The organism is Nocardia caishijiensis NBRC 108228, from assembly GCF_001612825.1.
GTDB classification, from domain to species: Bacteria; Actinomycetota; Actinomycetes; order Mycobacteriales; family Mycobacteriaceae; genus Nocardia; species Nocardia caishijiensis.
Genome location: NZ_BDBE01000017.1, coordinates 1 through 26252, shown reverse-complemented (window position 1 = coordinate 26252; position 26252 = coordinate 1). Strand labels below are relative to the sequence as shown.

The 26252-nt window shown below is 66.0% G+C and carries 28 protein-coding genes; 13 read left to right on the top strand and 15 right to left on the bottom strand.

Annotated elements, in window-relative coordinates; genetic code table 11:
* Positions 1 to 4 precede the first annotated feature (4 nt).
* Genes NC7_RS04615 through NC7_RS04605 form a run of 3 tightly spaced genes read right to left on the bottom strand, consistent with a single transcriptional unit; the run spans position 5 to position 2360 of the window.
* On the bottom strand, positions 5 to 799 hold the full coding sequence (locus tag NC7_RS04615; protein WP_067979293.1) for an ABC transporter permease: 795 nt from the start codon (positions 797 to 799) through the stop codon (positions 5 to 7).
* On the bottom strand, positions 796 to 1599 hold the full coding sequence (locus NC7_RS04610) for an ABC transporter permease (RefSeq protein ID WP_067979291.1): 804 nt from the start codon (positions 1597 to 1599) through the stop codon (positions 796 to 798). Before NC7_RS04610 ends, NC7_RS04615 begins: the two co-directional genes overlap by 4 nt.
* The gene (locus NC7_RS04605; protein ID WP_067979289.1) at positions 1596 to 2360 is read right to left on the bottom strand and encodes an ABC transporter ATP-binding protein; all 765 of its coding nucleotides are present in this window, start codon (positions 2358 to 2360) and stop codon (positions 1596 to 1598) included. The genes NC7_RS04610 and NC7_RS04605 overlap by 4 nt, the downstream gene beginning before the upstream one ends.
* Before the next feature lie 228 nt (positions 2361 to 2588).
* Here NC7_RS04605 and NC7_RS04600 point away from each other — a divergent pair, with 228 nt between their 5' ends.
* On the top strand, positions 2589 to 3602 hold the full coding sequence (locus NC7_RS04600) for an alpha/beta hydrolase (protein ID WP_067979286.1): 1014 nt from the start codon (positions 2589 to 2591) through the stop codon (positions 3600 to 3602).
* A 54-nt stretch (positions 3603 to 3656) separates the two neighbouring features.
* On the opposite strand, the gene NC7_RS04595 is transcribed toward NC7_RS04600, so the two are convergent.
* The 5 genes from NC7_RS04595 to NC7_RS04575 form a co-directional block, all read right to left on the bottom strand.
* On the bottom strand, positions 3657 to 4316 hold the full coding sequence (locus NC7_RS04595) for a TetR/AcrR family transcriptional regulator (protein WP_067979284.1): 660 nt from the start codon (positions 4314 to 4316) through the stop codon (positions 3657 to 3659).
* 74 nt (positions 4317 to 4390) lie between these two features.
* Complete coding sequence (locus NC7_RS04590) at positions 4391 to 4729, bottom strand: DUF3349 domain-containing protein (protein ID WP_067979280.1); 339 nt, start codon at positions 4727 to 4729, stop codon at positions 4391 to 4393.
* A 10-nt stretch (positions 4730 to 4739) separates the two neighbouring features.
* The gene (locus NC7_RS04585) at positions 4740 to 5021 is read right to left on the bottom strand and encodes a hypothetical protein (RefSeq protein ID WP_067979276.1); all 282 of its coding nucleotides are present in this window, start codon (positions 5019 to 5021) and stop codon (positions 4740 to 4742) included.
* A gap of 12 nt (positions 5022 to 5033) precedes the next feature.
* Entirely contained in the window at positions 5034 to 6197 is a 1164-nt protein-coding gene (locus tag NC7_RS04580) for an inorganic phosphate transporter (RefSeq protein ID WP_067979272.1), read from the bottom strand.
* 173 nt (positions 6198 to 6370) lie between these two features.
* A complete protein-coding gene (locus NC7_RS04575; protein WP_067979268.1) occupies positions 6371 to 7876 on the bottom strand; it encodes an ATP-dependent DNA ligase in 1506 nt (501 codons plus the stop codon).
* A gap of 94 nt (positions 7877 to 7970) precedes the next feature.
* Here NC7_RS04575 and ramB point away from each other — a divergent pair, with 94 nt between their 5' ends.
* The 3 genes from ramB to NC7_RS04565 all read left to right on the top strand — a co-directional run bounded on the left by ramB (position 7971) and on the right by NC7_RS04565 (position 10221).
* Positions 7971 to 9377: an acetate metabolism transcriptional regulator RamB gene (ramB, locus tag NC7_RS04570; RefSeq protein WP_067979265.1), complete on the top strand. Its 1407-nt coding sequence runs from the start codon at positions 7971 to 7973 to the stop codon at positions 9375 to 9377.
* A gap of 38 nt (positions 9378 to 9415) precedes the next feature.
* Entirely contained in the window at positions 9416 to 9859 is a 444-nt protein-coding gene (locus NC7_RS28330; RefSeq protein ID WP_084457950.1) for a helix-turn-helix domain-containing protein, read from the top strand.
* Positions 9860 to 9921: 62 nt separating this feature from the next.
* Positions 9922 to 10221: a HepT-like ribonuclease domain-containing protein gene (locus NC7_RS04565; RefSeq protein WP_067979263.1), complete on the top strand. Its 300-nt coding sequence runs from the start codon at positions 9922 to 9924 to the stop codon at positions 10219 to 10221.
* Positions 10222 to 10238: 17 nt separating this feature from the next.
* Here the strand turns inward: NC7_RS04565 and NC7_RS28325 are convergent, their stop codons facing one another.
* Both NC7_RS28325 and NC7_RS04560 read right to left on the bottom strand, forming a co-directional pair.
* Entirely contained in the window at positions 10239 to 11912 is a 1674-nt protein-coding gene (locus tag NC7_RS28325; RefSeq protein WP_084457946.1) for an AIPR family protein, read from the bottom strand.
* 497 nt (positions 11913 to 12409) lie between these two features.
* On the bottom strand, positions 12410 to 14239 hold the full coding sequence (locus NC7_RS04560; RefSeq protein ID WP_067979260.1) for an acyl-CoA dehydrogenase: 1830 nt from the start codon (positions 14237 to 14239) through the stop codon (positions 12410 to 12412).
* Between the two features lie 320 nt (positions 14240 to 14559).
* Between NC7_RS04560 and urtA the strand changes: the two genes are divergently transcribed.
* The 6 genes from urtA to NC7_RS04530 all read left to right on the top strand — a co-directional run bounded on the left by urtA (position 14560) and on the right by NC7_RS04530 (position 20157).
* Positions 14560 to 15810: an urea ABC transporter substrate-binding protein gene (urtA, locus tag NC7_RS04555; RefSeq protein ID WP_067979257.1), complete on the top strand. Its 1251-nt coding sequence runs from the start codon at positions 14560 to 14562 to the stop codon at positions 15808 to 15810.
* Between the two features lie 68 nt (positions 15811 to 15878).
* Positions 15879 to 16763, top strand: a complete 885-nt coding sequence (gene urtB, locus NC7_RS04550; RefSeq protein WP_067979254.1) for an urea ABC transporter permease subunit UrtB — start codon at positions 15879 to 15881, stop codon at positions 16761 to 16763.
* A gap of 73 nt (positions 16764 to 16836) precedes the next feature.
* Complete coding sequence (gene urtC / locus NC7_RS04545; RefSeq protein ID WP_067979251.1) at positions 16837 to 17955, top strand: urea ABC transporter permease subunit UrtC; 1119 nt, start codon at positions 16837 to 16839, stop codon at positions 17953 to 17955.
* Positions 17952 to 18758 carry an urea ABC transporter ATP-binding protein UrtD gene (urtD, locus tag NC7_RS04540; RefSeq protein ID WP_067979248.1) on the top strand — a complete coding sequence of 269 codons (807 nt, stop codon included), beginning with the start codon at positions 17952 to 17954 and terminating at the stop codon, positions 18756 to 18758. The genes urtC and urtD overlap by 4 nt, the downstream gene beginning before the upstream one ends.
* Positions 18751 to 19443 (top strand): urea ABC transporter ATP-binding subunit UrtE, encoded by a 693-nt coding sequence (gene urtE, locus NC7_RS04535; RefSeq protein WP_067979246.1) that lies wholly within the window; start codon positions 18751 to 18753, stop codon positions 19441 to 19443. The genes urtD and urtE overlap by 8 nt, the downstream gene beginning before the upstream one ends.
* 9 nt (positions 19444 to 19452) lie before the next feature.
* Entirely contained in the window at positions 19453 to 20157 is a 705-nt protein-coding gene (locus NC7_RS04530) for a GntR family transcriptional regulator (RefSeq protein ID WP_067979243.1), read from the top strand.
* 10 nt (positions 20158 to 20167) lie between these two features.
* Here NC7_RS04530 and NC7_RS04525 read toward each other — a convergent pair whose 3' ends face one another.
* On the bottom strand, positions 20168 to 21055 hold the full coding sequence (locus tag NC7_RS04525) for a nuclease-related domain-containing protein (RefSeq protein WP_067979239.1): 888 nt from the start codon (positions 21053 to 21055) through the stop codon (positions 20168 to 20170).
* 186 nt (positions 21056 to 21241) lie between these two features.
* Between NC7_RS04525 and NC7_RS04520 the strand changes: the two genes are divergently transcribed.
* Positions 21242 to 21793 carry a carboxymuconolactone decarboxylase family protein gene (locus tag NC7_RS04520; protein WP_067979236.1) on the top strand — a complete coding sequence of 184 codons (552 nt, stop codon included), beginning with the start codon at positions 21242 to 21244 and terminating at the stop codon, positions 21791 to 21793.
* Between the two features lie 82 nt (positions 21794 to 21875).
* Complete coding sequence (locus tag NC7_RS04515; protein WP_067979233.1) at positions 21876 to 22253, top strand: VOC family protein; 378 nt, start codon at positions 21876 to 21878, stop codon at positions 22251 to 22253.
* On the opposite strand, the gene NC7_RS04510 is transcribed toward NC7_RS04515, so the two are convergent.
* Complete coding sequence (locus tag NC7_RS04510) at positions 22254 to 22637, bottom strand: DoxX family protein (protein ID WP_236573124.1); 384 nt, start codon at positions 22635 to 22637, stop codon at positions 22254 to 22256.
* Positions 22638 to 22785: 148 nt separating this feature from the next.
* Positions 22786 to 23619: an NmrA family NAD(P)-binding protein gene (locus NC7_RS04505; protein WP_067979225.1), complete on the bottom strand. Its 834-nt coding sequence runs from the start codon at positions 23617 to 23619 to the stop codon at positions 22786 to 22788.
* Between the two features lie 91 nt (positions 23620 to 23710).
* On the opposite strand from NC7_RS04505, the gene NC7_RS04500 reads away from it, so the two are divergent.
* The gene (locus tag NC7_RS04500) at positions 23711 to 24100 is read left to right on the top strand and encodes a winged helix-turn-helix transcriptional regulator (RefSeq protein WP_067979330.1); all 390 of its coding nucleotides are present in this window, start codon (positions 23711 to 23713) and stop codon (positions 24098 to 24100) included.
* On the opposite strand, the gene NC7_RS04495 is transcribed toward NC7_RS04500, so the two are convergent.
* On the bottom strand, positions 24097 to 24795 hold the full coding sequence (locus NC7_RS04495) for a polysaccharide deacetylase family protein (protein ID WP_067979223.1): 699 nt from the start codon (positions 24793 to 24795) through the stop codon (positions 24097 to 24099). The genes NC7_RS04500 and NC7_RS04495 overlap by 4 nt on opposite strands.
* Before the next feature lie 135 nt (positions 24796 to 24930).
* On the bottom strand, positions 24931 to 25401 hold the full coding sequence (locus NC7_RS04490) for a L,D-transpeptidase (RefSeq protein ID WP_084457954.1): 471 nt from the start codon (positions 25399 to 25401) through the stop codon (positions 24931 to 24933).
* Positions 25402 to 26252: the final 851 nt, after the last annotated feature.

Genomic DNA, 26252 nt, shown 5'->3' with positions numbered 1-26252 from the left:
GCGACTATTCTTTCCGTCCCACCCCGAATCGGGCGAGCACCAGGTTCTCGATCACCCCGACCAGTGCGTACAACACCACCGACACCAGGGTGACGACCACGATCGAAGCCCACAGCCGGTTGTACTGGAACATCGGAATCGCGCGAACCAGTGCGGCACCCAAACCTGTTCCGCTGCCGAGCCATTCACCCAGCAGAGCACCGATCAACGCCCCGGGCACGGAGACCCGGGCCGCGGCGAAGATCGACGGCAGGGCGGCGGGCACCGCGACCATCCGCAACCCGGTCCAGCGTGAGCCGCCGTACACCGCGACCACCTCCATGGCCTGCCTCGGCGCTTCCCGCAGACCGGTCATGATCATCACCAGCGCGGGGAAGAACACGACGATCGCGGCCAGCACCGTCACCCCGGTGGTGCCACGACCGAACACCAGCACCACGATCGGACTCAGGGCCACCAGCGGCACCGACCGCAGCAGCATCGCCACCGGCATAAAGGTCTGTCGCACCGCCGAATACAGCACGAACAGGGCCGCGACTCCCATCGCGCCGACCATGCCGACGGTGAACCCGACAGCGGCATCGGCCAGGGTGATCGCGAGGTCGTCGAAGATCGCTTGCCGGGCCGTCGGCGCGCCCGGCGAGGTGACCAGATAGGTCCAGATGTCGGCGGGCGTCTTGCCGACGCGCGGTCCGATCTGCGGAAACGCGCGAAGGAACAACGTCCAGATCACGAGCAGCAGAAGCAGCGAGGTGACCAGCGGGAACAGGAACCGGCCGAGGCCGCGCAGCAGGGTCATCGCTTCGCCTCCGCACTCGTCCACGGGGCGACCACCCGGGCCAGCATCGCGATCAGCAGATATCCGAGCCCGGCCAGCGCCGCCGCGGCCAAGGCCATTCCCCAGGTGCGCGGCACGTTGTAGGCGGTCTGCGCCGCGGTGAGCGCCACCCCGATTCCGCTGTCCACCCCGCCGAGGTACTCGCCGATGATCGCGCCGAGCACCGCCGACGGCGCCGCGATCTTCAACGCGGCGAACGTATTCGGCAGGGCCGCCACCGCGCGCACGCGATACAGCTGCTGCCAGCGACCGCCACCGTAGACGCGCACCAGATCCAGACTCGCCGGGTCGGCCGACCGCAGCCCGCTCACCGCGCCGACCATGGTGGTGAAGAAGCAGTACATCGCGGCAAGGAAGACCGTCGGCGTGCGCCCGCCGAACACCACGAGGATGATCGGTCCGAGCGCGACCAGCGGCGTGCAGTAACTCAGGATGGCGAGCTGGGTGGCCAGCGGCTCGATCCGCGGCACCAACATGATCGCCACCGCGATGCCGATCGCGAGCGCGTTGCCCCAGAGGAATCCGCGCAGCGCGCCACCGGCGGTGACCTGGAAGTTCGGCCCGTACAGCGCCCACCCGTCCGACCACATGGTCGCGAGCACTCGCCACGGCGTCGGCACCGTTCCCCCCGCGACTCCCGCGGCGGCGAGCACCCACCAGCACACGATCAACGCCCCAACACCCAGCGCCCCGGCGAACCGCGCGCCGACCCACAGGTGCCGACCCGGCGCCGGGCGCGCGGTGGTAGCCGCGGCCGTCATGCCACGCCCGCCCGCCCGAACAGCAGCTCCGAGAGGTGATCGTGCAGCTTGTGAAATTCCGGTGTGCGCATCATCTCCGGCGTGCGCGGTCGCGGCAGGTCGACCTCCACCACCTCGAGCACCCGCCCGGGTCGCGGGCTCATCACCGCGACCACGTCCGACAGGAACACCGCCTCGCTGATGCCGTGGGTCACCATCAGCGTCGTCGCGGGCTTCTCGGTCCAGATCCGCAGCAGTTCCAGGTTCAGCCGCTGCCGGGTCATGTCGTCCAGGGCGCCGAACGGTTCGTCGAGCAGCAGCACCGACGGCTCGACCACCAGCGCCCGCGCGATCGACACCCGCTGCCGCATCCCACCCGACAACTGCGCGGGCTTGGCCTGCTCGAACCCGTCGAGCCCGACCAGCGTCACCAGTTCGGCGATCCGTGCCCGATCGACGGGCAGCCCCGCCACCTGCAACGGCAATGCGATATTGGACACCACACTGCGCCACGGCAGCAGTGCCGAGTCCTGGAACGCGATCCCCAGCTCGTGTGAGGCACGCAACTGCGCGGGCGTGTGCCCGTTGATCCGCGCGGTGCCCGCGCTCGGTTCGTCGAGACCCGCCAGAATCCGCAGCACGGTGGACTTGCCGCAACCGGACGGGCCGAGCAACGACAGGAACGCGCCGTCGGCGGTGTGCAGGTCGACCGAATCCACGGCACGGACAGTGTCACGCCCCACCCGGAACGACTTGGATAATCCGCTGACCTCGATACCCATGGCGTCACCCTAGAAGCGCCCGGTTTCCCCGATATTTCCGATTCACCGGCGGTTATTGCGCGACCGTTAAGTCCACAGATTGGGACTCGTAACAGTTTCACTCTCGGGGAGGACATAGGATATCGGAGGATCTGACAGCCTCGTCGCCACCGGGGAGAAAACCCGGTGCGCGGGGACCGACTGCGATGACGGCGCCGACACGGCCCGTGGACTGGAACCGACTGTTCGATGAAACTTTCCGCACTACGAAATGTCGCCGCGCTGCGCACGACGGCCGTGGCCCTGACCGCCGCCATGTCGGTGGCGGCCCTCGCCGGTGGCGCCTCGGCCCAGCCGGAGAAGGCGTCCTCGGTGACCTCGGTGGTCAAGGAAGGGCGCACCTGGCATCTGAAGGTGTACTCGGCGGCGATGAAGAAAGACATCACCATCGACGTGCAACGCCCCGTCGACGAGTCGCAGCCCGCGCCCAACTTCTACATGCTCAACGGCCTCGACGCCGGTGAGGGCACCGCGAGCTGGGCCGCCCAGACCAACGCGCTCGGCTTCCTGGCCGACAAGCAGGTCAATGTCATCCAGCCCATCGGTGGTCGCGGCAGCTACTACACCGACTGGAAGCAGGAAGACCCCAAGCTGGGTCTGAACAAGTGGAAGACCTTCTTCACCGAGGAACTCCCGCCGCTGCTGGACAGCACCCTCAACTCCACCGGCCTGAACGCGCTGGCCGGCCTGTCCACCTCCGGCACCTCGGTGCTGCAGCTGGCCGAGGCCAAGCCGGGCCTGTTCAAGTCGGTGGCCGCCTACAGCGGTTGCGCGCAGATCGCCGACCCGCTGGGCAAGCAGGCCGTCAAGTTCTCGGTGGAGACGTGGGCGGGCGGCAAGACCGCCAACATGTACGGCGCCGACAACGACCCGGCCTGGGTGGAGAACGACCCGGTCATCAATGCCGAGAAGCTGCGCGGCACCAACCTCTACATCTCCAGCGGTAGCGGCATGCCGTCCAACGCCGATGTCGAGTACTACCTCAGCAACGCTCCCGGCCCGATGGGTGCGATCAACCTCGGCCTCGGTGTCGGCATCGAGGCGGCGACCAACGCCTGCAGCCAGAACCTGAAGGCCAAGCTGGACTCGCTCAACATCCCGGCGACCTACCAGTTCACCCCGATGGGCACCCACTACTGGCCCTACTGGGAGCAGGCGCTGCACGATTCGTGGCCGCTGCTCGCCCAGGGTATGGGTATCTGATTCGCGGTAAACGGTGACGGGAGGCGTCCTTCGGGCGCCTCCCGTTGTCGTTTCTCAGGCCGTACGCGCGGGCAGGCCGGAACGGATGAAGTAGGCGATCTGATCGCAGATCTCGTCGACCGAGATCGCATCACCCGGAACGGTGGCGTGCACCATTTCCTGAGCCAGCGAAGTCACCGCGCCGATCAAGGCGAGAGTGAACAGATGGAAACTGCGCGAGGGCGCCTCACCGCGTTCGGCCGCGCGCTGCGCCTCGCGGGTGAGCAGCGCCGAAATCGCCCGCCGCTGCGCCCGCCGCCATTCCTCCACCGCCGGACTCACCCCCACGATCTCCACATAGAACACCCGCGCGGCGCGCCGATCCCGGCAGGTCACCGAGAGGAACGCGCGGAAACTCTCCACCACCCGCACCACGAGCGGCTGTTCGCGGGTGCGGTCGAGGGCTTCGTCGAGGCGTTGCAGCGCGGCGGAATTGAGCCGGTCGACCAGGGCGATCAGCAGCGCTTCGCGGCTACCGATGTCTTCGTAGAAACTGCGCGTCGACACATTCGCAGTGGCACACAATCGTTCGATCGAGGTCGACGAATAACCGCGGGTTCCGAACAATTCCAGCGCCGCGTCGGTCAATCGGCTCCGGCGTAGGGCAATTCGCTGCTCGCGCGACAATCCACCATAACTTCGACCACTCTCGACTTCTGCCGCACGCCGTACCACCCGTGCATGCTAGCGCGACAACGGCACGAATCCGGTGGAATCGTCAGCCACCAATTCTATTGGCACACCGTGAATTACTCGGAGTCGTCGATCGGTTCGGCCAGCGGCCAGCCACCGGCCGCCAGATGCGAGGCCACCCGCGACACGTCCTCGGCGGCGGGCTGCTGTTTCGCGAAATCGGCGACGGCGGCCGCGATCTCGGCATGACTGATGGATTCCCGGTTCGGATTGGCCGCGATCAACTGTTCCCCGATGGCCACCACCTCGTAGTCGGTGAGGTTGCGATGCAACACCGCGAACAGCGCGACGTAATCCGATTGCGGAATGCCTTGCGGATATCCGGCGCGCAGCCAGCCGAGCACCCGCGACATCAGGCCGGGCCGTACCGGTGGGGTGGATGACGAGTCGGTCATTGGTCCTCGCTCAGGATTGTCCGAACAGATGGATGCCGAACTGGTGTGCGATGAATGCCTTGGCCGTGAACAGGATTCCGCAGATCACCAGCACGACGATGAGGACGACGCAGATGAGCGCGCCCGACAGGGCGAGGTAGTCGCGCCGCACGCGGCCGTCGGCGTCGACCGTTTCGGCGTTGGCCCACCAGCGCACCGCGAACGCGAAGACGGCGGGCACGCCCGCGCCGAGGACGAGGGCGGCGACCAGCACGTCCCACAGTTCCCGCAGATTCAGCCAGAGTGTGTGCATCCCGGTGTCCTCCTATTCCGGCCGAGGGTGTTCGGGTTCGGCCGAGGCCCATTCCTCGTTGACGTTGTGGTGGTCGACCGGGTCGCGGCGCGAGCGCACATAGATCGCCAGCGCTCCGAAGACCAGTATCGCGAACACCACGAGCACTCCGGCCAGCCCGCCGATCAGATGCGCCACCAGCCAGCAGATCGCGCCGACCACACCCGCCGCGGGCAGCGTGAGCATCCATGCGACAACCATGCGGCCCATCACGCCCCAGCGCACCTCGGCGCCCTTACCGATGCCGGTGCCGAGGATGGCGCCGGTCGCGGTCTGCGTGGTCGACAGCGGCAGCCCGAAGTGCGCGGAGGTGAGGATGATCGCCGCCGACGTGGATTCGGCCGCGAGACCCTGCGGCGACTCGATCTCGACCAGCCCCTTGCCGAGGGTCCGGATGATGCGCCACCCGCCGAGGTAGGTACCGAGGGCGATGGCGAAGGCACAGGAGGCCATCACCCACAGCGGCATGTGGTCGTCGGCGTCGATCGAGCCGTAGGCGACCAGCGCCAGGAAGATCACGCCCATCGTCTTCTGCGCGTCGTTGGTTCCGTGGGCGAGCGAGACCAGTGAGGCCGACCCGATCTGTCCCCAGCGGAAACCCTCGTCGGTCTTGTCCTGGCTCACGCCACGGGTGATGCGGTACACGAGGTAGGTGCCGATCGCGGCGACCAACGCGGCGACGACCGGCGCCAGCACCGCGGGCAGGACGATCTTCACCAGCACGCCCTCGGTGCCCGACACCCAGATCACACCGTTCCAGCCGAGTGCGGCGAGCGTGGCGCCGATCAGGCCGCCGAACAGGGCGTGCGAGGAACTCGACGGCAAGCCGAGCAACCAGGTGAACAAATTCCACAGAATGCCGCCGACGAGCCCCGCGAACACGATCACCAGCAGGTCCTGGCCGTGCACTTCGTCGAGTCGCACGATCCCCTTCGCGACGGTCGCGGCGACGGCCACCGAGAGGAAGGCACCGATCAGGTTCAGCGCGCCCGAGATCGCCACGGCCGTCTTCGGCTTCAACGCACCGGTGGCGATGGAGGTCGCCATGGCGTTGGCCGTGTCGTGGAAGCCGTTGGTGAAGTCGAAGACGAGAGCTGTGACGATGACGATCAACAGGACGACAAGTTCGGCGCTCACCCGAACAGTGTGTCGTATGGCGGTGTCATCGGCGGCTGGCGCCGCGGCGTTTCGGCCCTGAACCCTGACTCTTCCCTCCCTACGGGCACTCCTTCGTCGCACCCTCCGGTCAGTCCATCGCCAGGGACGGGCCGAAACCGCGGCGAGGCATTCCTACCCGAAAGGCGCTGCGCTCAGTGTCCGCCCAGCGCACGCACGGTATCGATGGTGTCGGCCTGGGTGGGCTCCTTGTCCGGGCGGTACCGCAGCACCCGGGCGAACCGCAGGGCGACGCCGCCGGGGTAGCGGGTGCTGGTCTGCACGCCGTCGAGCGCGATCTCGACCACCAGCTCCGGGCGCAGGTACACCGTCTGGGCGTCGCGATGGGTGGCGTGGCGGGGGAATTCCTCGGTCTGCCAGCGCAGCAGTTCGTCGGTGAGGCCCTTGAAGGTCTTGCCGACCATCACCGGTTCGCCGGTGTCGGGGTCGAGCGCGGCCAGGTGCAGGTTTGACAGGAAACCGGTGCGGCGGCCGTAACCCCATTCGGCGCCGATGACCAGCAGGTCGAGGGTGTGCGCGGGTTTGACCTTCTGCCAGGCCTTACCGCGCCTGCCCGCGGCGTACGGCGCCTCGAGCGATTTAACCATCACGCCCTCGTTGCCGACGGCGAGCGCGTCGTCGTAGCACTGCGCGGCCGCCTCGGCGTCGGGCGCGACCAGGGCCGGGATGACATGCGGTCCGGCTACCCGGTCGAGCGCGGTGCGGCGCACCCGCAGGGGTTCGTCGAGCAGGTCTTCGCCGTCCAGGTGCAGGCAGTCGAAGAAATACGGGTGCAGCAGCAGTTCGCGCGTGTCGCTCACGGTGGCGAAGCGACTCATCGTCTCCTGGAACGGGCGCGGGCGCCCGGCGTCGGTGAGCGCGAGGGTCTCCCCGTCGAGCACCACGCTCGTGCAGTCCAGACCACGGACCAGCTCGACCAGTTCGGGCACGCCCGCGGTGATGTCGCGCAAGGTGCGGGTGAACACCCACACCTGCTCGCCCGCGCGATGCACCTGGATACGGGCACCGTCGAGTTTGTGCTCGACACTCACCTGCGGGCCGAGTTCGGCCAGCGCCTCGTCCAGCGATCCCCCCGGAGCGGCGAGCATCGGCGCGACCGGACGGCCGACCTCGAGGCGGAACGACCGCAGCGCGTCCTCGCCGCCGGTGACGGCGACGACGGCGGTGGCGGGCAGGTTCCCCGAGAGCATGTGCGCGCGGCGGATCACGTCGACGCCGATCCCGGTGGACCTGGCCAGGCCCTCGACCACCTGCGCGGTGAGCGCGCCCTGGCGCAGTTCCCCGGTGAGCAGCCGGATCAGGAACGACTGCTCCTCCTCGGTCGCGGCGGTGAACAACTCGGTGAGGATCTCGCGGCGGCTGTTGGTCGAACTCAGACCTTTGAGCCGGGTGAAGCAGTCGTCCACCTCGGCGACCGTGAGTCGGGTTTCCTCGCTCGCGGCGGCACCGAGTCCGGTGACCGTGCGCCAGCCGACGCCGATCCGGCCCTGCGTGAGCTCGCCCGACAACCAGGCGACGACAGTGCCGATCTCCGTCGGCCGCGCGGCCGCGAGCAGCGCGGCGAGGGCGGCGGTCTTCTCCTTGCGCGACCTGGTTGCCCGCACCCGCTCCGAGGCCGCGACGACATCGCTGAACAGCACCGTCCGACCGTAGCGCGCGGGTGTGACACATCGCTCAGCACACGCTGCTAAGAACTGGTTGGCAAGGCTGCGAAAGCGCTCATAAACTGGACATATGGCCAAGACTTATGTCGGTGCGCGGCTGCGCCAGCTGCGCACCGAACGTGGGCTGAGCCAGGTGACGCTCGCCCAGAAACTGGAGATCTCGGCCAGCTATCTGAACCAGATCGAGCACGATGTGCGCCCGCTGACCGTGCCGGTCCTCACCCGCATCAACGAGGTCTTCGGCGTCGACCCCACCTTCTTCTCCGCGCAGGACGACACCCGGCTCATCGCCGAACTGCAGGAAGTGGTGATGGACGCCGAACTCGGCATCGAGGCCGACACCAAGGAGATCGCCGACATGGTCTCGGCGCACCCGTCGATGGCGCGAGCCCTGGTCGCCATGCACAATCGGTACCGCAACACCAGCGCCCAGCTGGCCGCCGCCACCGAGGACCGTTTCTCCGACGGCTCCGGCAGCGCCGCGATCAGCAAGCCGCACGAGGAAGTGCGCGACTACTTCTATCAGCGCCAGAACTACATCCACGAGTTGGACACCGCCGCCGAGGATCTCACCGCGCGCATCCGTTTCCACGGTGGCGAGGTGAGCACCGAGATCGCGCGGCTGCTGCGCTCGCACGGCGTGCGGATCAGCGAGCGCATCGACCTGGGCGAGGGCGTGCTGCACACCTACGACCCGCGGACCAAGCAGCTCGAGATCTCCCCGCATCTGTCCGGTGGTCAGCGCACCTTCAAACTGGCCGCGGAGCTGGCGTACCTGGAATGCGGCGACCTGCTCGAAAAGCTGGTCGACGAGGGCAATTTCGCCTCCGACGCGTCACGCAAGCTGGCCATGCTCGGCCTCGCCAACTACTTCGCCGCCGCGACGGTGTTGCCCTACACCCATTTTCACGAAGTAGCCGAGGACTTCCGGTACGACATCGAGCGACTCTCGGCATTCTTCTCGCAGAGCTACGAGACCATCTGCCACCGCCTGTCCACCCTGCAACGTCCGTCGCTGCGCGGTGTGCCGTTCTCCTTCGTCCGCGTCGACCGCGCGGGCAACATGTCGAAACGCCAGTCCGCCACGGGTTTCCACTTCTCCGCCAGCGGCGGCACCTGCCCGCTGTGGAACGTCTACGAGACCTTCGCCTACCCCGGCAAGATCATGACCCAGATCGCCCAGATGCCCGACGGCCGCAAATACCTCTGGGTCGCACGCACCGTGGAACGCCGCGCCACCCGCTACGGCCAGCCGAGCAAGACCTTCGCCATCGGCCTCGGCTGCGAACTACGCCACGCCTCCCGCGTCGTCTACGCCGACGGCATCGACCTCGGCGAAGCCACCGCCACCCCCATCGGCGCGGGCTGCCGAGTCTGCGTCCGCTCCAACTGCCCCCAACGCGCCTTCCCCCCACTCGGCAAGTCCCTCGACATCAGCGAACACCGCAGCTCAGTCTCCCCCTACCTCATCAAATGAGGTCGCTCTCCAGACCGCTGCTCCGATATCATTGGACCATGGAAACCGTCCGCGACCTGCGTATTGCCGCTGGCCTCACCCAGGCCGAGTTGGCGAACCGATCCGGTGTAGCTCGATCGGTGATCGCCGCCTACGAATCGGGAGAACGACGGCCTTCCTCTAGGATGCTGGCCCGACTTCAGACCGTCGCTCGGCCGCGCCCCTCCCGGGTCATCGCCGAACACCGTGACCAGATCATCGCTCTGGCCTCCCGTCACAAGGCACATCGAGTTCGCGTCTTCGGTTCCGCATCGAGAGGCGATGACATATCTGGAAGCGACATAGACCTTCTGGTTCGCTTCGACCCAGATGCCGACCTGTTCGATATGGCCGATCTAGTCTTCGAGCTAGAAGAACTGACAGGCCTCCACGTCGATGTCGTTTCCGAACGTGGACTTCCAGACGGTCCTCACCCCATCAGAGATGAGGCCAAGCCGCTGTGAGTCGCTGCGCTGTTAGCGGACGGACGATCAAGAGCCTGCGAGACTTCCTCACATTCAGCGACATGGCTGCGCATATCATCAACGGCGGCAAGGAAGCCTACGACGCCGATCAGAACCTCAGACTAGCCTCAGAGGCAGTTCTGCACCGACTGGGCGAGTCCGTTGCACGTATACCGGCTGACTTCATCGCGGCCTATCCAGAGGTGTCGTGGCGACGAATCAAGGCGACCCGAAATTTGGTTGCCCACAACTACGACGGTGTGGACTACGAAATCCTCTGGAATGTGCTTGCCAACAGAATGCCGCAGGAAGCTGACCAGGTCCGCGCGATCCTCGCAGACCTTACCGCTGATCAGCGTTAGAAGTGGTCCTCAGCCCTTCAGGCACGACCTCTCGTAGACATTTCAGAAATAAGCTCTTCGCATCGAGTTCTGTTCTTGAACACGTTTCCTGGGTAGGCGTTCTCCGGAAATTTCGAAACCAACCCGTCGAGCAATTCTAGAACGGCGCCGGGAACTTTTTCAAGTTCAGTCTTGAAATCCAAATATGGATCCCGCAACTTCTTCGTACCGATGCTTTTGAGAACGAGGTGAGCGATGATACGCCTCCCATGAACCGCGACGCCAGCACGTAGGCCGTCGGACGACACCGACTCTTCATCAAGAACGTAATCAACCAAGCTCACAGCCTCGACAACGTGGCCCAGGTACACGCCGTCCACCTGCGGATTGAACAAAGTCTTATACGGCCCAGAATCGCGATCGAATAGCTTCGAAACCTCACGTTTCGCCGTAACCGCATGTCCGATGTCTCCGGATGCACAGGCCAATGAGACAGCAGCGAGACGAACATCGATGACAGAAGACAGATCTGCATCACCTGATGATTCACCCGACCGCAGCAGATAAGTGAAGCCAAGGGAACGCAGTTCCTGAGCCAACCGATGCTGCTCAGGATCCAAGAATACAAAGTCTTGACCAAGGACGGCGTTCTGAGTATTGGCATAACGTGTTATTCTTCGGGCGAGATCGGGCGCCTCATCTCCTCCGATCTCGATGCACCGAACCAAGACATAAGCCTGTTTCAATTCATGTTCTCGACCGGCCCGCATTGCCCGGCCAAGAGAAGAGACCGTCTGAGCACCGTTCACAATCGACGCGTCTATCAATCGCAGGTTTACCGCATCTCGGGTAACGCTACCAGCGATGCTCTGATCTATCGTCTCCGCAAGAATGGTCAGACCGTTGTTGAAATACCAGAAAAGCTCGGGATCGGACACTGCGGTTCGGAAAATTCCATCATTGATCTCGGAGTTGTCCAGCGCCAGCCTGATGTTGTCCGAGAACAGAGACTCGCCGTGCGTTTCGAACCATCTGGCGATTTCCAGTGCGTTCACCCTGCCATAGTAGGCCGACTTCGGCTCCCGCAGGCGGCCCCATTCAAGAATTGACAGGTCAAGATTGATCGTCTCCCGAGGGATTTGCGCTATTGAAGAGAACAGATCTGACTGCTTTATATATTTGAACGTAGCGATAGGATCAGAGTCCGGATCATCGTTGAAGATGCCGAGAAGCTTATTCATTGGAGCGCGGACAACATCACTGAGAGGCTCGGAGGCGGTAGTCACCACAACCAGGAGGAGACGCCCCCCTGGTTTGCTCAAAGCCACGCTAACATATTTTTTCATCTCCGCAGAACAACTTACAATTCCAGTGGAATCAATTTCCGCCAGGTTCCTGATACCTTCTACAAATCGATTCATAGAATTCAGGTCGAACGACCCCTTGCCATCTTTACGCCATTTGCTCTGCACCAGCGTGACGAGATTCGTTCGAGGATCCACCGCAACCGCGTCGATTCCTCCGTCATCGCCATGATCGGTGACCTCCACCTGCAAGGCATCCGAGTTGGCCTGTACCGGTTGCGCCAAGTCCAGAGCATATCGCGCGAGAAGCCTCGACAGATTTGCGTCCTCGCTGAGATTCGCAACCCAGCCATCTGAATACGTCTCGCGCACATGGGTTTCGATCTGCCGGACATGCATGAGACTCATCAGACCACCTTCGACCACCCCGGATAGATGGGATCACACTACCAGCGGCACAAACCAACAACGCAGGCTATCCGGCAGGTCGTCGCTCGACACCCCAGATCGACGTCCGAGCACAATCGCTCACTACGACAACGCTTTTGAACATCCGCGCGCCGACCCCTTGGCATCAGCGAAGTCCGCGACTGGCTCCCCAGTCCATGAAGTAGGGCCGACGAGGGCCTCGGTTACGCACTGAGCGGATGCCGCGCCAGGTATTCGGCGACCACCCTCCGCAAGGTGTCGCTCAGGGGTGGTGTCCGCCTCATCGGCATATGTGGTCAGACGCGCGTCGCGCTCTACGGGCAACCTGACCGTTCGCAGCGGTCTGTTCCCGCCGCTGGCCTCCGACCGGAGGACCCGTCGCTAACTCCGGCTCCATTTCGATCGGCCCGAAAACCGCGTAGTCGCCGTTCTCGAAACCAGCTGATCCGTACCATATCTACCTCATCAAGTAGGTATCAAAAGGCTTCTTCCGGGATGGCCATGATGTCGGTGTCGAGGGCGGCGAGGATGGTGCGGGTGGCGGTGAGTTCGGGGAGGACGTTCTTGGCGAAGAAGGAGGCCACGGCTACTTTGCCCTGGTAGAAGGGGCGGTCTTTGGCGGCGGCCTCGCCGGTGAGGGCGGCGGCGGCGACTTCGGCCTGGGCCAGCAGGCGCCAGGCGATGAGCAGGTCGCCGACCGACATCAGGAAGCGGACCGAGCCGAGGCCGACCTTGTAGAGCTCGGCGGGGTCCTGCTGACCAGCCATGGCGTAGCCGGTGAGGGTGGTTGCCATGGCGGCGACGTCGGCCTGGGCGGTGCGCAGCAGGGCGCGTTCGGTGGCGAAGCGGCCGGAATCGTTGGCCAGGAACGCGGTGATCTGCGCGTTGAGGTGGCCCATCGCGGCACCGCCGTCGCGAATGATCTTGCGGAAGAAGAAGTCCTGGGCCTGGATGGCGGTAGTGCCCTCGTAGAGCGAATCGATCTTCGCGTCGCGGATGTACTGCTCGATCGGATAGTCCTGCAGATAGCCCGACCCGCCGAAGGTCTGCAGCGATTCGGTGAGCAACTGATAGGCCCGCTCGGAGCCCACACCCTTGACGATGGGCAACAGCAGATCATCGATGCGGTGTGCCATCTCCGGGTCGGCGCCCGAAACCAACTGGGCCACATCCACATTCTGGTGCGCGGCCGTGTACAGGTACACTGCCCGCAGCCCCTCCGCGTACGCCTTCTGCATGGCGAGCGACCGCCGCACGTCGGGGTGGTGGGTGATGGTCACGCGCGGCGCCGTCTTGTCGGTCATCTGCGTGAGGTCCGCACCCTGCACCCGCGTCTTGGCGTATTCGAGCGCGTTCAGATATCCCGTCGACAGCGTGCCGGACGACTTCACCCCGACGGTCATGCGCGCGTTCTCGATCACCTTGAACATCTGCGCGATCCCGTTGTGCACCTCACCGACCAGCCACCCCTTGGCGGGCACCCCGGTGGCACCGAAGGTGAGTTCGCAGGTCGGCGAGGATTTGATGCCCATCTTGTGCTCGAGCCCGGTGACGTACACCCCGTTGCGGTCACCGATGCGCATGGTGTCGGGGTCGAAGAGGAATTTCGGCACGTAGAACAGCGACAGACCTTTGGTCCCCGGCCCCGCGCCCTCGGGCCTGGCCAGCACCAGGTGGAAGATGTTCTCGGCCACCTCGCCCACATCGCCACCGGAGATGAACCGCTTCACCCCTTCGATGTGCCACGATCCGTCGGGCTGCGGGACGGCCTTGGTCCGCCCGGCGCCCACATCGGAACCCGCGTCCGGTTCGGTGAGCACCATCGTGCCCTGCCAGCCGCGCTCGAAACCCCCACGTGCCCAACGCTTCTGCTCCTCGGTGCCGATCTCGTAGAGCACCGAGCCCATCAGCGGGCCCATATTGAAGAAGCTGGCCGAGGGGTTCGCGCAGATGATGAGCTCGTTGATGGCCCACAGCAGCACGTTGGGCGCGGGCGTGCCGTCCATGCCCTCGGGCATGCCGAGCCGGTACCACTGCGCCTCGTGCACGGCGGCCACGGTCTTGCGCAGCGGCTCGGGCACGGTGACGTCGAAGGTGTCGGGGTTGTAGGTCACCGGATCGCGGTCGGCCTCGGCGAAGGTCTCCGCGATCGGGCCCTCGGCCAGCCTGCGCACCTCGTCGAGGATGTGGCGCACGGTGTCGGAGTCGAGGTCGCCGTAGGCGCCGGTATCGAAGAGCTTGTCGAGCCCGAGTACCTCGAAGAGATTGAATTCGATGTCACGCACGTTGGCCTTGTAGTGCCCCACTGGGCTCCTCCTCGACTGACCACCCCGCGGCCCGAGCGCCGCGAGATTCCGGCTGTTCGACGTCGTACGAATCGCCAGCGTGCCGCACGGGTGCGTGGCTACGCAACCGTAGCCACGCCGTAGCTCCCCGCCGAACAATTCACACGGACGAAACAGACGAAACGGGCACGTGATCGGGAGATATTCCGCTGCAACAAGTTCCATCTACTGTTCCGCTCACGAATACAGCCGCTGTATACAACCCGGTGTACAGCCAGGCAGCGGCGGTGTTCGTTGTGGCGCGCGTGCGCCGCCGTTACACCTGATGAGGAGAACGCCCCATGTCTGATTCCCGTGTGCTCAGGGCACTGGCCGTCCCCACGGCGGTGGCCCTCGCGGGCCTGTTGCTCACCGGCTGCGGCGCCCGCGACGACGCCTCCACCGGTTCCACCGCGGCGTCCTGCGTCGACACAACCAAAGACACCATCAAGGTCGGTTCGCTGCACTCGCTCTCGGGCACCATGGCGATTTCCGAAGTCACCGTCGCTAATTCGACCAAGCTGGCGGTCGACCAGATCAACGCGGCGGGTGGGGTGCTCGGCAAGAAGATCGAGATCGTTCCCGAGGACGGCGCGTCCGACCCGAAGACCTTCGCCGAGAAGGCCGAAAAGCTCATCAGCTCCGACTGTGTGGCCGCGGTGTTCGGCGGCTGGACCTCGTCGAGCCGCAAGGCCATGAAGCCCAAGTTCGAAAGCCTGAACTCGCTGCTCTACTACCCCGTGCAGTACGAGGGCCTGGAAGATTCCAAGAACATCTTCTACACCGGTGCCACCACCAATCAGCAGATCGTCCCGGCCCTGGACTACCTGAAGCAGAAGGGCATCACCTCCCTCTACCTGGTCGGCTCGGACTACGTCTTCCCGCAGACCGCCAACCGCGAGATCAGGGCCTACGCCGCCGCGAACGGCATCGAGATCAAGGGCGAGGACTACACCCCGCTCGGCTCCACCGACTTCTCCACCATCGTCAACAAGGTGCGCACCGCCAAGGCGGGCGCGGTGTTCAACACCCTCAACGGCGACTCCAACGTGGCGTTCTTCCGTGAGTACTCCAACGCGGGCCTCAAGGCCGCCGAGATGCCGGTGGTCTCGGTGTCGATCGCGGAGGAAGAGGTCGTCGGTATCGGTGCCGACCGGCTCGCGGGCCAGCTGACCGCCTGGAACTACTACCAGACCGTCGACTCCCCGGCGAACAAGAAGTTCGTCGCCGACTACAAGGCCGCCTTCGGCGCCGACAAGCCGACCTCCGACCCGATGGAAGCCGCGTACGCCTCGGTGTTCCTGTGGAAGAACACGGTGGAGAAGGCGAAGTCGTTCGCGGTGGCCGACATCCAGGCCGCGGCCGACGGCGTGAGCTTCGACGCGCCGGAGGGCACCGTCACCATCGACGGCTCCAACCACCACATCACGAAGACCGCCCGGATCGGTGAGATCCGCGCCGACGGCCTGATCTACACGGTGTGGGATTCCGGCAAGGCGATCACGCCCGACCCGTACCTGAAGTCCTACGAGTGGGCCAAGGGCCTCAAGTAAATTCCCTCGACAGGTGTGGGACGCGCCGCCGGTGCGTCCCACACCGCTTCCGCTAGGAGTCCACCACAATGGACGTGCTGATCGGCCAGCTCTTCACGGGGTTGAGCCTGGGATCCATACTTCTGCTCGCCGCGCTCGGCCTGTCGCTGACCTTCGGTCAGATGGGCGTCATCAACATGGCGCACGGCGAGTTCATCATGGCCGGTTGCTACACCACCTATGTCGTGCAGCAGGTCTTCTCCTCGGCCGGTGTCTCGCTGGCCGTCTCGCTGCTGGCCGGTTTCCTGATCGGTGGCCTGCTCGGCGCCGTCCTGGAGATGGGGCTCATCCGCTACATGTACGACCGCCCGCTCGACACGTTGCTCGTCACCTTCGGTGTCGGGTTGGTGCTGCAGCAGGCCGCCCGTGACATCTTCGGCGCACCGGCCAAGAACGTGCTCGTGCCCGAATGGCTCAGTGGCGGCATCACCATCGCCGGTGCGGTGGTGCCCAAGACGCGGATCTTCATTCTCGTGCTCGCGGTCGTCGCGGTGACCGCGTTGGCCGCCGTGCTCAAGACCACCCCGATGGGCCGCCGCATCCGCGCGGTCGTGCAGAACCGTGGGCTCGCCGAAACCAGCGGTATTTCCAGCAGATTCACCGATATCAGCACGTTCTTCATCGGCTCCGGCCTGGCGGGGGTGGCCGGTGTCGCACTCACGCTCATCGGTTCGACCAGTCCGACCATCGGGCAGAGCTACCTGATCGACGCGTTCCTGGTGGTGGTGATCGGTGGGCTCGGCCAGATCAAGGGCACGGTGATCGCGGCGTTCGCGCTCGGCCTGCTCAATTCCTTCATCGAATACTCCACCACCGCGTCCATCGCGAAGGTGATCGTGTTCGTGCTGATCGTCATCTTCCTGCAGGTCCGCCCGCAGGGTCTGTTCACCGTGCGGACGAGGAGTTTGGCATGAGAGGTCAGCGGCCGAAGGCGGCAGCGCAGTGTAACCACGCAGGCCGCCCGATCATGCCAGAAAGGACGCTGTCATGAGTGCATTGTCCGAGCGTCTTCGCGCGCACCCTCGGCTCACGCCCCTGGCCGGGTTCGCGGTGGCGGCGATCCTGCTGTTCGCTGTCGCTCCGGCGGTGCTGAGCGACTTCCGCCTGAACCTGCTCGCCAAATTCCTCTGCTTCGCGATCGTGGCCGCGGGCATCGGATTGGCTTGGGGCCGTGGCGGAATGCTCACTCTCGGCCAGGGCGTCTTCTTCGGCATCGGCGCCTACATCATGGCCATGCACATGCAACTCGCCGACGCCGCCCGCCTCGGCAACGAGGTACCCGAATTCATGGAGATCTCGGGTATCAGTGAGCTGCCCGGCTTCTGGCAGCCGTTCGCCTCGGCGCCGGTGGCGATTCTCGCGATCCTGGTACTGCCCGCGCTGGTCGCGGCGGTGCTCGGGTACGGCGTGTTCAAGCGGCGGGTGCGCGGCGCGTACTTCGCCATCCTGAGCCAGGCGCTCGCGGCGGCGCTGGCCATCCTGCTCACGGGCCAGCAGGCCATCGGCGGCTTCACCGGGTTGTCGGACTTCCGTGCCTTCTTCGGGTTCCGGCTCTCGGACCCGGCCAATCGGCAGATGCTGTTCTTCATCGCCGCTGGCACGCTGCTGGTGGTGGTCGCGCTGATCCGTCAGCTCAACCGCAGCCGCTACGGCGAACTGTTGATCGCGGTGCGCGATGCCGAGGAGCGGGTGCGTTTCCTCGGGTACGATCCGGCCAACATCAAGATCGTGGCGTATGTGGTCGCGGCGTTCCTCGCGGGCATCGCCGGTGCGCTGTTCACCCCCATCGTCGGCATCATCTCGCCCGCCGACATCGGTGTCGTCCCGTCGATCGCGTTCCTGATCGGTGTCGCGATCGGTGGCCGCACCACCCTGCTCGGCCCGGTGCTCGGCGCGATCGGGGTGGCCTGGGCGCAGACCTCGCTGTCGGAGTCGTTCCCCTCGGGCTGGACCTACCTGCAAGGTGTGCTGTTCATCGTGGTCGTCGGGTTCATCCCCGCCGGTCTGGCCGGGCTGTGGCCGATGGTGAAGGGGTGGCGCGAGAGCCGTAAGAACGAACCGGAAACACCCGCCGTGGTCACCGAGGAGAAGGTGCTTGCCCGATGACGTCACACGAACCCAAGCCCGGCGGCAACGCGGGCATGAACAGCGAATACCTCGAAATCCGTGGATTGTCGGTCAGTTTCGACGGCTTCAAGGCGGTCACCGACGTCGACCTGACAGTGCTGCAGGGTGACCTGCGGTTCCTGATCGGGCCCAACGGCGCGGGCAAGACCACCCTCATCGACGCCATCACCGGCCTGGTCCCGGCCACCGGGTCGGCGCAGAAGTCGGGCACCGAACTGCTCGGCAAGAAGGTGCACCAGATCGCTCGGCTCGGGATCGGGCGCACCTTCCAGACCGCGAGCGTGTTCGAGCAGCTCACGGTGCTGCAGAACCTCGACATCGCGGCGGGCGCGGGCCGCTCGGCGCTGTCGCTGCTGCGCGCCCGCAAGTCCGTGCTGCCCGCCATCGAAGAAGCCTTGGAGACAACGGGTCTCACCGCACTGCGCGACAAACCCGCCGGTGTGCTCGCGCACGGGCAGAAACAGTGGCTCGAGATCGGCATGCTGCTGGTGCAGAACGCCTCGGTGTTGCTGCTCGACGAACCCGTCGCGGGCATGAGCGCCGAGGAACGCGAGGAGACCGGAAACCTGTTGCGCCGCATCGGTGGTGACCGCGTGGTCCTCGTGGTGGAACACGACATGGATTTCATGCGGTCCTTCGCCACCTCGGTGACGGTGCTCGCGGGCGGCACGGTGCTCAGCGAGGGCAGCGTGGAACAGGTGCAGGCCGATCCGCGCGTGCAGGAGGTCTACCTCGGTACCGCGGCCATGGCAACCACAGACAAGGAGGCCGCCGATGCTTGAACTGCACGAGGTCCGCTCGGGATACGGACGCACCGAGGTGGTCCACGGCGTGAGCCTGACCGTCCCCGACGACAGCGTGGTCGCCATCATGGGCCACAACGGCGCGGGCAAGACCACCCTGCTGCGCACCGCCGTCGGGCTGCTGCCGACCAAGTCGGGCACCATCACCTTCGACGGCGAGAAGATCAGCAAGCTCTCGCCGTCGCAGCGGGTGAAGCGGGGCATCGCCTATGTTCCGCAGGGTCAGCAGAGTTTTCCCCAGCTGTCCACAGCGGAGAACCTGCAGGTGGTCGCCGACGGCCGCAAGCGCGGGAAGGCACTGATCGACGAATCGCTCGACCTGTTCCCCGCCCTACGTGAGCTGCTCACCCGCAAAGCCGGTCTGCTCTCGGGTGGTCAACGGCAGCAACTCGCCATCGCCCGCGCGCTCATCACCGAACCGAAACTGCTCATCCTCGACGAACCGACCGAGGGCATCCAGCCGTCGGTCGTCGCCGAAATCGAGCGGACCATCATCGAATTGACCCAGCGCGGCGGCTTGAGCGTGCTGCTGGTCGAGCAGCACATCGGTTTCGCGTTGCAGGCCGCCCAGCAGTACTACGTGCTGCACTCGGGCCACATCGGTTCCACCGGGCCGGGTGGGGCGGGCGCGGAGTCGGCTGTGCGCGCGGCGATGGCGATCTGAAGCTGCGCCGTGGCAGGCAGGGGTGGGCGGGTTTCGCTGGCCGACCGCGTGTACGAATCGCTGCGAGAGGACCTCGCGACGGGTCGGCTCGCACCGACCGAACGATTACGTGCCGAACCGCTGGCCCGGCGCTACGGCGTCTCGCGCACTCCGGTGCGCGAGGCGCTGGCCCGGCTACAGGCCGACGGTTTGGTGCGGCGTCATCCCGAGGGGCTGTACCTGTACCGGCCACGGCTGGCCGAACTCGACGAGTTGTTCGAGCTGCGAATGGTGTTGGAAGCACGCGGGTTCCAGCGGCTGACGCTGGGTTCGGCTACGCCGGGCGGACACGATTTGGCTGCCGTCCGCGCGGAATTGCTGCGCTGGCGGGAATTCCGGGACACACCACCCCGTCCCGGTCCCGAGCTGGTGGCCGCCGACGAACAGTTCCACACCGAACTCCTACGGGCAGCGGGCAATTCCGCACTGGCGGAGGAACTGAGCGGCGTCTACCGCCGCGTCCGCCCCGTGCGCACGATGGACGTGCCGACCACCGATCGGGTCGCGACAATGACCGCCGAACACATCACCATCGCCGAACACGTGCTCGCCGGACGCCGCGAATCCGCCCTGCGTGCCCTCGTCACCCACATCGCCTCCTCGTGCGTGCATGTGCGGGCACGGGCCGAGCAGGCTATCGCCTTCACCAAACTCGGTGGGACAGTGCTCGATTGATTTCCCCGGGTCAACAGTCGGACTGGAACGGCCAACAGTGCGCGGGGCGGTGGGTGACGGTGACGGGGGCGGGAGTGGTCGATTCGGTGATGTCGGAGACCGTTCGTGGCGATGGTGAATCGGTGAGCAACGCCAGGATCACCATCACCAGCACGACCAGCAGGCCGAGCACCGCCAACCCGAACACCACCAGGCCGGCCAGCTTCCCGTCGCGGGTCGATTCGGCGGGCGGGGCGGGCGGTTCGACACGGCGTGGGCGCGGGGCGGCGGGGGCGGGCGCGGGTGTGGGCCGTTTGGCCGGGAAACCGTCGTCGGTGAGCGCGGCACGGGTGGGGGCGAGGTCGGCCAGGTCGAGCGCGGCGCAGGTGTTGAGCACCCGATCCACGGTCCATTCGCGCGGGCCGACCGAGAAGTTCTCCAGGTAGACGCGCAGTTCGTGCGCGTCGACGGTGTTGGCGACCAGGACGTCGAGGCCCGGGCGTAACGCGGTGCGGGCCGGGCGCACGACCACACCCTTGTACGGCACGAGCACCACCGCACCGCACACATGCCTGCTCTCCTGAAGCGCGTGCTCCAGCGCCACCCGTACGGCGTGGACACCGTGTTCGAGCCGGTCGGTGAGCCCGCTCGACGACTCCGTCGCCAATTCCAGCGGACCGTCGCTGATCGTCCACTGCCCCGACGGCGACAGCGACAGCAGACCGCTCTGCCGTCGCCGGAAACCTTTCACCTCGAACACCGTGATCCCGCGCGGCGTCACCACCACCGCGCCGAGACGCCGGTCCCCCACCTGCGGGTCGATCAGGGCGAGCCCCGGACTCGGATAGGCGCTCAGGCATTCGACGAACTCCCGCTCGGCGCCGGTGAGTTCCGCGCCCGGCCTGATCCGAACCAGCATTGCGATGTTCCCCTACCACTGCTGCGACCTCACCGCCGCTGCGCGCTGCGGTACCTGAATCATGACGCGCAACTGTTCCGAAAACCACTGGAAACCAAAGAAAAAGCGACTCACCACCGCACGCGTGTACCGCCGAGTACGCTGTCGATTCCGGCGGAACCGAACGACAACACGAGGTGGACGACGATGGCCGCAACGCCCCTACCACGCATTTCCCCCGGCCGGTTCGGCGAACTGGGTCCGATCAACTGGGTTGTCTGGCAGGTACTCTCCCGCGCGGCAGGCACGGCGGACGCGCACCTGTTCAGCACCCTCGGCCGCACCCGCGGACTGTTCCGTGGCTGGCTGCATTTCTCCGGCAAGCTCATGCCGGGTGGTCGGTTGCCGCGCGCGGAGGCCGAATTGGTGATTCTGCGGGTGGCGCAGCTGCGCGACTGCGGTTACGAGGCCGATCATCATCGTCGGCTGGGGCGCAAGGCGGGGCTGACGGCGGTGGAGGTGGATCGAGCGGCGGCGGGCCCGGACGCGGAGGGGTGGACGCCGCGTCAGCGGGCGCTGTTGGCCGTGACCGACCAGCTGGTGACCACGCGCGATGTCGACGATGCGGTCTGGGCGGAGCTGGCCGCGCACTACGACGAGCGGTCGCTCATCGAGATCGTGCTGCTGATCAACCAGTACGAGGGGCTCGCGTCGACGATCACCACGCTGCGTATCGCGCGCGACACCTTCAAGGTGTGACCCAGGTCATAGAGCGGCGCGGCGGCATTCTTCGCAGACTAAAAGCGTACAAAGTACGGAGTAATGCCATCGAGGAGAGACCATGCAGATCACCGCTTCCGCCATCTCGCTCAACGTGGACGACCCGACGGCGTCGGCCCAGTTCCTGATCGATCACCTCGGTTTCACCGAGAACATGGCCGCCGACGGGTTCGTCAGCGTGGGACGGCCCGACGCGGGCATGGACGTGATCTACCTGCGCACCGGCCTGAAGTCCTTCAAGCCGACGCGGATCGCGGGCAGTGCGGGCGAGGGTGTGCTCGTCGTCTTCGTGGTCACCGACATCGACAGCGAATACGAGCGCCTGCGCGGGGCCGGGGTGCGGATCGAGACGCCGATCGAAACCGAGGAGTGGGGCGAGCGCTACTTCCAGATGACCGACCCCAACGGGGTGGTCATCCAGCTCGTGCAGTGGGTGTGATCAGCGGCGCGCGACCCGCAACGCGGCCACGATCAGCGGAATCTGCAGCGGCAACCGGGCGATCACCCCGGCCTTGAACGCCGACGAGGACTTGGGATTGCCCAGCACGTCGACGGTCATCTGCACATTGGCCGGGAAGACGGCGACGAACAGGCCAGCGGCGAGCCAGCCGCCGAACCGCCTGGTCTTCGGCACCGCGAGTGCCGCCGCCACACCCAGCTCGGCGACCCCGGAGCCGTAGGTATAGGCCCGGGGTTCGCCGGGCAACTGCTTGGGAACGATGCCGTCGAACAGCTTCGGCGCGACGAAATGCAGGACACCGACCACGAACAGCAGACCGCTCAGGTACGTGTGCGTGCGTCGACGGGGAGTTTCATGAGCCACGCTCCGCACTGTAGCGGTGCGAACCGGGGTCGTCACCGGGCACTCGGGCCACCCCGGGACACCGCCACCTCAGAACGGTCCCCGTCGGCACCGGGATTCGCCGGGCGGGGACCGGTTGAAGCCGACGGAAACCTCGGAGATCCGAGGCTCAGACGGGCGCGAAGACCGAGGTCGCCGAGGTGGCCGGGCGGCCGAGGAGCTTGGTGAGGTCGCCGGTGCACACCTCGAGATAGCCCTCGGCGATGCCCGCGTCGGAGTCGGCGAGCACGGCGGCGAACTGCTCGTCCACGCCCGCGGCGTGAAGGGTGTCCGCGTAGTCGCTGGTCGACAGGTTTTCGTAGCGAACTGTCGCCCCGGTGGCCGCGCCGATCGCGGCGGCCAGGTCGGGGCCGGAGAGGGCGTCGTCGCCGCCGAGTTCGTAGACCCGACCCGCATGGCCCTCGCCGGTGAGGACGCGGGCGGCGGCCTCGGCGTAGTCGGCCCGCGCCGCTCCAGACACCCGACCCTCACCCATCGCGCCCGCCAGCACCCCCGCCTGTGCGGCGACGGCCGCCGCCTGGCTGTAGTTCTCCCAGTACCAGCTGTTGCGCAGCAGCACCGTCGGCACCGAGGCATTGGCGAGCACCTCTTCGGTGCCGCGATGTTCGGCGGCCAGGATCATCGGGTTGACGTCGGCTCGCGGGATGCTGGTGTAGGCGAGCAGTTCGACGCCCGCGCGTTCGGCCGCGCGAATCACGGTGGTGTGCTGGGCAACTCGCGCACCGAACTCGTTGCCCGAGATGAGCAGCAAGCGGTCGACACCCACGAGTGCGGCATCGAGCGCGGCCGCGTCGTCGTAGGCGGCCCGGCGCACGTCGACATCGAGGTCGGCGACCTTCGACGGGTCGCGCACGATCGCCACCGGCGTCTCACCGGCCGCCACCAACGCCTCGACGACGAGCCTGCCCAGCTGTCCACTCGCTCCGGCTACCGCAATGGTCACAACATCCTCCGAACTTTTCGACATGCACTAACTATTAGTAAGCACTATGCATTCAGTAGGCGCTGTAGTCAAGGCGGGTAGGATCAAGGGCATGAGTGCGCAAGGCCCCGACGATGATCAGACGCTGGAGGCCGATGTCTTCGCGCGTGACTGCGCGTCCAGGTCGGTGCTGCAGAACGTGGCGAGCAGATGGGGCGTGCTCGCCCTGGTAGCGCTGCGGGAGGGCCCGGTCCGGTTCAGCGCGTTGCGTCGGCGGGTCGAGGGGGTCAGCGAGCGGATGTTGTCGCAGACCCTGCAGGCCCTCGAGCGCGACGGCATGGTGCATCGGGAAGTTCTCGAGGCCATTCCGCCGCGAGTGGAGTACACGCTCACCGAGTTGGGCGCCCAGGTGGCCGACCGGCTGCACGCGTTGATCGAGGTACTCGAGACCAATATCGATGCCGTGCAGGCGGCACGATCCGGCTATCGCGCCACCGGCTAGTTCCGCGCGAGCAACTCCGAGACCGTGGCGAAGTGGTAGCCCTGTTCCCGCAGCCCGGTGACGATGCCCCGCAGGGCGGCCGCGGATTCGGCGCCGTGCATGACGTGCAGCAGCACGATGGAACCGGGCCGGGTCTGGGCCAGGGTCGTGTCGCGCACCGTGTCCCGGTCGACGCCACCGGCGGAATCGGGTTCCACATCCCAGGTCACCGTGGTGCGGTCGTGGTCGGCGAGGTACTTCGGCAGGCCGTAGAGCTTCTTGCCGTAGGGCGGGCGGAAGGTGATCGGCCCCTGATAGCCGGTGCGGCGGATCTCGACGTCGGTGCGTTCGATCTCGTCACGCACAGCGTCGTCCGAGACGAGCACCATGCGGCGGTGTGTATAGGTGTGGTTGCCGATCTCGTGCCCCGCCGCCGCGATGGCCTTCCCGAAGTCGGGATGCGCGGCGAGATCCGCACCGACGAGGTAGAACGTCGCGGGCACCCCTAATTCATCGAGTACGCGCAGGATTTCCGGAGTGCGTTCGGTCGGTCCGTCGTCGAAGGTGAGTGCGACGACCTTGTCCTGGGTTTCCACGCGGTTCACCAGTTCTCCGGTGAGCTGGTAGGTGCGCGAATTCGTCAGCACATAAAGCCCCGCAACCACCGCGACAGCCACGACGAGCACCGCCGCCCCACCGGTCAACCATTTGCGCATAGTGGTGTATACCGCAGATACCTCGCGCCGACGACCCAAGACATGGGTAACTCACAGGGACGCGACAAACATCCGATAGGTTGCCGCGTCCCGGTCCCACGTAAGCGAGTCCGGCCAGAAGTCACCTGGAGGCGATCACGGAATCACCTGGGTGATGTCGCCTGGGTTGAGGTAGTCGAAGAAACGGTGTGCGCCGTCTTCGGTCATGCGCACGCAGCCGTGCGACTTCGAGGTGACCGGGCCGACATGGAAAGCCATATCGCCGTTGAAGAATGTCGCCCAGCGCATCGGTGCGTCGTGCATGGTGCTCCAGTGGAATTCGCGTTTGAACGAAATCCGGGTCACCGCGGGCGGAGTTTCGAAGCCCGCCATTCCGTGCGAGATCGGTGTCGGCCCGAAAACCACCCGCCCATTGTCGACCAGCCACGCCTCGTTCGTCGACAATCGCATACACGCCCGTGCCTCGACCACCGGGCAGGGCGACGCCGTCGGAACGACCGAGGGGACACCCGGAATATCGGGCCCACCAGGGAAAAGAGGTTCCGCCGCCGCAGGCGCGACGGCAACCGATCCAGCCGCCGCGACCAGGGCCGCCACACGTGCCATCCATCCGAGAATGCGCTTGCTCATGGGTTCTCAGTTGCCTCTCAACCGTGCCCGCCACCCGCGAGTCGACCGGGGCGAGGGACCATCTCATGGAACACGAACAGTTCGAACACGAGCCAGGAACAACCACCAGAAGGTGCTAACGCATCATCGGCCATAGAAAGAGATTCACCAAATCAACCCCCACAATTTGGCCGAAAAGAAATACAAACCCCGTCCCGAGGCACCACCCGAATCCACCATGCCAGCACCCCCAACCACACGGCACCACCCCGAACCCGCCATGCCCACACTCCAGCCACCCGCCACCACTCGAGCCCGCTGACTACCGCGCTCCCGGCCCCGCGTGGCACCACCCAAGTTCGCCACCCGACCGGACTCCGCACCGCACGGCACACCCGAGTCCGCCACCTACCGCACTCCCAGCCCACGCGGCACCACCTGAGTCCGCCGCCTACCGCGCTCCCAGCCCCGCGTGGCACCACTCGAGTCCGAGGACGACGGCGCCACCGAGTACCGGAGAAACTGGCCGGGCGAGTCCGCGCCACCGTCTCGGCGGTCTTCGCACTGCCCCCACCGGGAATGGTGACCGACAAGATCGCGCGAGCGGATCATCGGCGGATTGCCGCCTACCGCGCTCCCAGCCCACGTGGCACCACCCGAGTCCGCCACCTTCCGCACTCCGCACCCCACGGCACCACCGATTCCGTCACCTTCCGCACCCCCAGCCCACGTGGCACCACCCGAGTCCGCCACCTTCCGCACCCCCAGCCCACGTGGCACCACTCAAGTCCGCCACCTACCGCACCCCCAGCCCACGTGGCACCACCCGAGTCCGCCACCTTCCGCAC